Source organism: Enterobacter sp. WCHEn090032 (assembly GCF_003986875.1).
Taxonomy (GTDB): Bacteria; Pseudomonadota; Gammaproteobacteria; order Enterobacterales; family Enterobacteriaceae; genus Enterobacter; species Enterobacter sichuanensis.
In genome coordinates this window covers 154,547-161,169 of the sequence record NZ_RXRN01000011.1, presented here as the reverse complement: position 1 = coordinate 161,169, position 6,623 = coordinate 154,547, and the positions used below count along the sequence as shown (strand labels likewise).

Sequence of the window (6,623 nt, the reverse complement as noted above, 5' to 3'; positions counted from 1 at the left end):
CGGGGAGAGGGAGCAAACACTAAAAACGGCAACTATCGTTGCCGTTTTGCTTCTACCTTGCTTAGAACCACGCCTCCCACATTGCGCCGACGTTGAAGTCGTCAAGCGTCTCGTCTTTGGTGCCGTTCACGCGGGCGGTGCGTTCGTTATCCACTTTGCCGCCGGTTACGTAGAAGCGCAGCATCGGACGGAACTCCGGCCCCATGGCGATCGACATGTTCTGGGAGAGGGTCAGCTTCCAGCCCTTGTTATCGCCGCCGTTGTCGTAATCCACATGCTGCCAGCCCGCTTCCAGCCAGGTGGAGTGGACGTCGTTCCACCAGTGCATCGGACGCACAATGGCGTTGTAGTTCTTACGGTTGTCCGTTTTATCACGGCTGTTGTCGTAGTCGTGGAAGGCGAGGATATACTCCACCTGGGTCTGCGGAGTGAATTTGTGCAGCCCTTCGAAGCTGGCGTAAACCGTGGTCAGATCCTCGGTTTTGTTGAACACGCTGTTGTCTGCGTTATCGGAGTAACGGGCGATCACCTTGTTCACGCCGCTGTCGTTGGTGTGGCTCAGCACCACGCCGCCCTGCCAGGCGTTCAGCCGTTCGTCGCTCTCCACGGCTTTTGAGTCAAAGCCGTAGTTAGCGTACAGCTCCAGATCCAGCGGACCGACCTTCATGCCGTGGATTTTTGAGGTTGCCGCATAGTTGCCTTTGTCGCCCGTGCCGGAACCGCCGGTACAGGTGATGCGCGACGGGTTCGCTTCATCTTCCAGTACTTCCGGGCTACAGGATTCCACCGCCGCCACGGCGGCCACGTCGAACTGCACGCCGCCGATGTCGAAGTTCTTCACCCCGGCGCCCTGGCCGTCGTGGTTCATCCAGAAGTAATCGTTGATGCCCTGCTGCGGACGCTGGTGGAAGTCACGACCGGCCCAGAAATAGGCGTTCGGGTTGGAGGCCATAATGTTGGTTACACCGGCGTAGGCTTTTTTCAGGTTAACTTCATCGCCCCAGTGGTCGATCATCACGTTGATGTCCCAGATGGCGCCGTTGTCGCCCTTGAAGGCTTTGGAGAGCTGGAATTCGCCGCCGTTGCCTTCGTTACCCAGACGACCGATGGCAGATGCGCCGTTATAGGAGCCGTCTACCGCCACATACTTCTGGTCAGCAGCCTGGAAGTGCGCGCCGTAACGGGCGTAACCGGTAAATTTAATGCCGAACGGAATCGCCATGTCCGGGGATTGCGCCGCGCTTTGCGGCTCGGTGACCACGTCGGCTTTTTTCGCCACGGCGGCATCCATTTTGGCCTGACGTTCGGCCAGGGCTTTATCCACCGCTTTTGCCACGATGGCGTCGATTTGCTCCTGCGTAAATTCCTGGGCGAGGACAGAAATTGGGCAAAGCGCGGCGATAACCGCCATGGTTAATGGAAGTTTTTTAATCGTATTCATGGTTATCTCAATATAGTTTAATTTTATTCAGACAATAACCATCCCGCTCCGATCTGACAGAGTATGTCGCTATCATCAGAACAAGTGGAATTCTATTTTAGGTACAGAGGTATTACATTAATTTATTTCGCCATACATTATCTCTGATATAAATGGATTATTTCTTCAGACAATTCACGCGCTAATAGCGAATTCATTAAATGATCCTGGGCGTGAACCATAATTAAGGTCATCGGCTGACGGGCTTCACCCGCATCCTGCTCAATAAGTTTGGTCTGCATCTTGTGCGCCTGTCGCGCGTAGCCATCGGCTTCACGCAGCAGGCTTTTGGCTTCGTCAATGTTGCCCTGCCGCGCAGCGTGCAGTGCTTCAAAGCACAGGCTGCGCGACTGACCCGCATTGACGATGATTTCCATAACCGCTTCTTCTAAGGCAATCATCATCTCTCTCTCTTTAGATATCGAAACTATTATTTAATGAGGTGGTGGCAAACCACTCTCCGCTCTTTTTAAGGGTGCGCTGCTGCGTTTCCAAATCGAGCTGGATAAATCCATAGCGATTTTTATACGCATTGCACCACGACCAGTTATCAATAAAGGTCCACATATGATAACCAAGGCAATTGCACCCTTCGCTAATACCTTTATGCAGCCAGGTTAAATGCCCGGAAATAAAATCAATGCGGTATTGATCGTTTATCTGGCCATTTTCAATAAAGCGCTGCTCATTTTCGACGCCCATACCGTTTTCAGAAATAAAACAGCGTGGATTGCCGTAATTGTCGCGCAGGTTAACCAGAATATCGTAAATACCCTGTTCGTAGATTTCCCAGCCACGGTACGGGTTCATCTTGCGGCCTGGCATCTCGTAGTTTTCAAAGAACCACTCCGGCATAAACGGCGCCTGCGGGTTCACCGCGCTGTCACGACACTTCACGCGACGCGGCTGATAGTAGTTAATGCCGAGCAGGTCGATTTTCCCTTCCGCAATCAGGAGACTGTCTTCCGGTTTACAGGCGGGCAGTTGATTGTGGGTTTTCAGCAACGCCACCAGGTCGGCCGGATACTCCCCGCGCAGAACCGGGTCGAGGAAGCTGCGGTTAAACATCAGATCGGCCACGTGCGCCGCTTTGACGTCCGCCGGGTTTTGCGAGCGCGGGTACGACGGCGTCAGGTTCAACACGATGCCGATCTCCCCGGCATAATGGCCCGCACGGTAGGCCTGAACGGCCTTCGCATGGGCCAGCACGGTGTGGTACGCCACGGTGGCCGCCCGGCGGAAATCCACCACGTTCGGGTAATGGAAGTCGTACAGATAACCGCCTTCCACCGGGACGATCGGCTCGTTGAAGGTAAACCAGTGCAGCACGCGGTCGCCAAACAGGTCGAAGCAAACCTGCGCATAGCGGGCGTAAGCCTCCACCACGTCACGGTTTTCCCAGCCGCCGATCTCCTGCATCGCCATCGGCATGTCGAAGTGGAACAGGGTGATAAACGGCGTAATGCCCTGTTCGATCAGCTCATCAATGACCTGATTATAAAATTCGACTGCCTTCGGATTTACTTCACCGATACCGTCGGGGATCAGGCGCGCCCAGCTTATGGAAGTGCGAAAGCTGTTGTGATTCAGCTGCTTTAACAGCTGAATGTCCGTTTTCCAGTGTTGATAAAACGTGGAGGTCTGCTGTGGACCCACGCCGTTGTGAAAACGGTTCGGCTCGCGGGCAAACCAGTAATCCCATGTGGTTTCACCCTCTCGTGTCCCTTCGGTCTGGAGAGCGGAGCTTGCGCTGCCCCACCAGAAATTATCGGGAAAGGTATATTTCATGACGCGTCCTCTTTGACTTAATGGCTTGCGGTCTCAGCGGCTCCGACGGTTGCCTGAGCCTTCTGCTCTTCGTTTTTCATCAACGTACGCTCGTAAGCGCGCAGGAACGGCAGGTACATCAGCGCTGACATCACCATACAAACGAGACACATCACCACCGGGCTCAGCGCCCAGTTGGCGGCCCATGAGGCGCCAATGGGCGCGGGAGTGGTCCACGGCGTGAGCGACACCACCTGTGCCAGCCAGCCCAGTCGGGTTGCCGCCCAGGCCAGGCAGGCGTTCACCAGTGGAACGCACACGAACGGAATAAACAGCATCGGGTTCATGATGATCGGCGCGCCGAACAGGATCGGCTCGTTGATGTTAAAGAAGCTTGGCACAACGCCCATTTTGCCGATAGTGCGTAAGTGCGTTACGCGGCTACGCAGCAGCAGGAAGGCCAGCGGCAGCGTAGAACCGACGCCGCCAATCAGCAGGTAGTGATCCCAGAAGCCCTGCAGGTAGACGTGCGGCAGCGCCGCGCCAGCCGCCAGTGCCGCCTGGTTGGCCGACAGGTTCGCCATCCAGAATGGGTTCATGATGCCGGTGACAATCAGCGAGCCGTGAATCCCGGCAAACCAGAAGATCTGACACAGCAGCACGGAGAGCAGAATGGCAGGCAGGGAATCAGACGCAGAGACCAGCGGCTCCAGCAGGTGCATTATCGCCTGCGGGATAATCATCCCGGTTTGCGCCTCAATAAACAGGTTCAGCGGATGCAGGGTACCGATCACCACCATCACCGGGATCAGGATCTCAAACGACCGCGCCACGCCGGTCGGGACTTCTTTCGGCAGACGAATGGTGACGTTGTTCTGCTTCAGCCACGCATAGACGCGTGTGGCGTAAATCGCGGTGATCAGCGCGGTAAAAATCCCCTGACCGGAAAGATACTGGGTGGAGATCTTACCGTCGGCATACGGCGCGGCGACCAGCAGGAAGGCCATGAAGGCCAGCAGGCCGGACATCACCGGGTCAAGGTTAAACTGACGTCCCAGGCTTGCGCCAATTCCCACCGAGATGAAAAAGGTCATGACGCCCATACTGAGGTTAAACGGCAGCATCAGCTGCTCGCGGTAGGTCTGGGAGAAATCCAGCCAGCCGCGGGCGAAGCTATTGGTGGTGTCCGCCGAGAACGGCGGGAAGATGAACACCAGCATAAACGAGCCGATGATCATAAACGGCAGCGCGGCGGTAAAGCCGTCGCGGATGGCAATCACATACTTTTGCTGGCCGAGCTTCGCGGCCAGCGGGGTAATTGACTGCTCAATCACCGCGACCATGGATTGATATAACGAACTCATGAGAACACCTTTTAGTGTGCCGCTTCGATGAGCGACAGAGCATAGTCCAGTACCTTATCGCCACGTTGCATGCCGTAGTCCATCATATCGATGGGCTGGACGGGAATGCCTTTGGTGGCTGCCTTGTCTGAGAGTGTCTGTAACATGTATTTCACTTGCGGTCCGAGAAGGACAACCTGGTATTGCGGAAACTGCGTATCAAATTCGGAAACGCCATACGCATCAATTTTTACCGGCAAACCCCGTTCTTTCGCGACATCGACCATTTTGCTGACCAGCAGGCTGGTGGACATCCCGGCAGAGCAGCAGAGCATAATCTTGAACATCGACAACCATCCTCAAAATGTAAATAGATATTGCGCTGATGATTGGATATCAGATGGAAACCGGTTTCCATTTATAAAAAGCAGAAGTGTGATACTCATCAAGATCCCTTACTTATGAGGCTAATTAACCCGATATGCGTCACACAATTTGGCTGTTTTGACATCATTTTGAGTGGAAACGGAAAATCGGTTTCCATGGAAAACGGAAACGGATATACTCCCTTCTGGCTATAATGTGAGCCGAAGCGGTCATGGAATTTGCAGGCGCGAGGTAAGCCTGTCAGGGGAAAGAGATGTCGACAATCAATGATGTATCACGTCTTGCCGGGGTGTCTAAAGCCACGGTATCGCGAGTGTTGAGTGGGTCGCGTGGCGTAAAGGAAGCCAGCCGTCAGGCGGTTCTGAAGGCAGTGGATGAACTTAACTACCGGCCTAATGTGATTGCGCAGTCGCTGCTGAGCCAGTCGACAGGGTGCATCGGGGTGATTTGTGCCCAGGAAAACATTAACCAGACCACCGGTTATCTCTACGCGCTGGAAAAACAGCTCAGTCAGCACCAGAAACACCTGCTGCTGCGCTTCGCGCATAGCAAAGCGGAAGTGATGCATGCTCTGGAAGAGCTCTCCTGCGGGCTGTGCGATGACATTCTGGTGATTGGCGCGCGTTTCCCGCTGGACGTCGACAGGGACAACGTTATCCTGGTTGACTGTATGGAGTCTGATAATTCCAACAGTATCCAGTTCGATCATGCCTTTGCCGCCGAAACCGCCTGTAACTATCTGACCAGCCAGGGGCGACGCCAGATTGCCCTCATCCACCCGCACGGCAGCGGTTTTGCTGACCAGGTTCTGCTTGGCTACAAGCATGCGCTGGAGAAAAATTTCCTGCCCTTTAATCGCAACCTTGTGTTTATGGACGCCACTTCCTCGTCCGTTGCGCTTCAGGAGCTGCTCAATAACGCCAGCACGCTGAATTTCAACGCGTTGCTGGTCGCGGACGAGCAGGAAGCCCAGCGGGTGATCCCGCAACTGCAGGCGTTTAATAAATCCGTGCCGGAGGACATTATGGTCTTCAGCCTGGCCGGTTCGCTGCACCTGCCGGGTATTCCGGTGATCCCAGCCATTGAATATTCAATGGATGCCATGGCGGCGCGTATCGTGAGCTGGCTGACGGAAAAAACGCAGATGCTGGGGTCGTATGTGCTGCGCGGGGATTTAATTATTCCGGATGTGCGTAAGCGTTAAAAACGTTATCCAGGCCGGGTAAGCGTAGCGCCACCCGGCAAGCAGCATTTAATAATCTTCCATGCAATCCACCTGGCCAATCGCTGCCCAGTAAGCGTCCAGGTTGTCGCGCTTGACGGCGGTGATGGCATTCTTAATCAGCAGTTGATTGGCCTCAGACGACAAAATCATCTCCTGCCAGGCTTTATCGCTCTGTTTTTTCTGCGGCGTACAGGTTTTCTTCACATCCTTAAGGATCTGCTGTTTTATCTGGGCCTCTTTCGCCGGATCGTCCTTTTCCTGCGCATGGACAAACGCGGCGAACAGCAGACAAACCAGCAGGCAGACCAGGTGCGCAGCTTTCATCGAAACCCCCTTGAAGAGACGCATGCTTCCCATGAAATATATCGTTACATTCAGTGTAGCGACGCCAGCCGAAAGTATGAATTTTCTCACCCCCGCG

The 6,623-nt window shown here is 54.6% G+C and carries 7 protein-coding genes; 1 reads left to right on the top strand and 6 read right to left on the bottom strand.

Annotated features, from left to right (window positions below; translation table 11 throughout):
* Positions 1-61: 61 nt before the first annotated feature.
* The 5 genes from EKN83_RS11920 to EKN83_RS11900 form a co-directional block, all read right to left on the bottom strand.
* Positions 62-1,441 (bottom strand): carbohydrate porin, encoded by a 1,380-nt coding sequence (locus EKN83_RS11920; RefSeq protein ID WP_045286459.1) that lies wholly within the window; start codon positions 1,439-1,441, stop codon positions 62-64.
* Between the two features lie 137 nt (positions 1,442-1,578).
* Positions 1,579-1,881, bottom strand: a complete 303-nt coding sequence (locus tag EKN83_RS11915) for a PTS lactose/cellobiose transporter subunit IIA (RefSeq protein ID WP_008500136.1) — start codon at positions 1,879-1,881, stop codon at positions 1,579-1,581.
* A 13-nt stretch (positions 1,882-1,894) separates the two neighbouring features.
* Complete coding sequence (locus tag EKN83_RS11910; protein ID WP_126800982.1) at positions 1,895-3,268, bottom strand: glycoside hydrolase family 1 protein; 1,374 nt, start codon at positions 3,266-3,268, stop codon at positions 1,895-1,897.
* 17 nt (positions 3,269-3,285) lie between these two features.
* A complete protein-coding gene (locus tag EKN83_RS11905) occupies positions 3,286-4,611 on the bottom strand; it encodes a PTS sugar transporter subunit IIC (RefSeq protein WP_045286460.1) in 1,326 nt (441 codons plus the stop codon).
* Positions 4,612-4,622: 11 nt separating this feature from the next.
* The gene (locus tag EKN83_RS11900) at positions 4,623-4,937 is read right to left on the bottom strand and encodes a PTS sugar transporter subunit IIB (RefSeq protein WP_014830072.1); all 315 of its coding nucleotides are present in this window, start codon (positions 4,935-4,937) and stop codon (positions 4,623-4,625) included.
* Between the two features lie 293 nt (positions 4,938-5,230).
* Here EKN83_RS11900 and EKN83_RS11895 point away from each other — a divergent pair, with 293 nt between their 5' ends.
* A complete protein-coding gene (locus EKN83_RS11895; RefSeq protein WP_025757008.1) occupies positions 5,231-6,181 on the top strand; it encodes a LacI family DNA-binding transcriptional regulator in 951 nt (316 codons plus the stop codon).
* Positions 6,182-6,229: 48 nt separating this feature from the next.
* On the opposite strand, the gene EKN83_RS11890 is transcribed toward EKN83_RS11895, so the two are convergent.
* On the bottom strand, positions 6,230-6,526 hold the full coding sequence (locus EKN83_RS11890; RefSeq protein ID WP_045286461.1) for a YicS family protein: 297 nt from the start codon (positions 6,524-6,526) through the stop codon (positions 6,230-6,232).
* Positions 6,527-6,623: the final 97 nt, after the last annotated feature.

Coding starts and splice junctions, on each gene's coding strand:
- EKN83_RS11910 (WP_126800982.1), bottom strand. CDS start 3,268: ATGAAATATACCTTTCCCGATAATTTCTGGTGGGGCAGCGCAAGCTCC.
- EKN83_RS11920 (WP_045286459.1), bottom strand. CDS start 1,441: ATGAATACGATTAAAAAACTTCCATTAACCATGGCGGTTATCGCCGCG.
- EKN83_RS11890 (WP_045286461.1), bottom strand. CDS start 6,526: ATGAAAGCTGCGCACCTGGTCTGCCTGCTGGTTTGTCTGCTGTTCGCC.
- EKN83_RS11905 (WP_045286460.1), bottom strand. CDS start 4,611: ATGAGTTCGTTATATCAATCCATGGTCGCGGTGATTGAGCAGTCAATT.
- EKN83_RS11900 (WP_014830072.1), bottom strand. CDS start 4,937: ATGTTCAAGATTATGCTCTGCTGCTCTGCCGGGATGTCCACCAGCCTG.
- EKN83_RS11895 (WP_025757008.1), top strand. CDS start 5,231: ATGTCGACAATCAATGATGTATCACGTCTTGCCGGGGTGTCTAAAGCC.
- EKN83_RS11915 (WP_008500136.1), bottom strand. CDS start 1,881: ATGATTGCCTTAGAAGAAGCGGTTATGGAAATCATCGTCAATGCGGGT.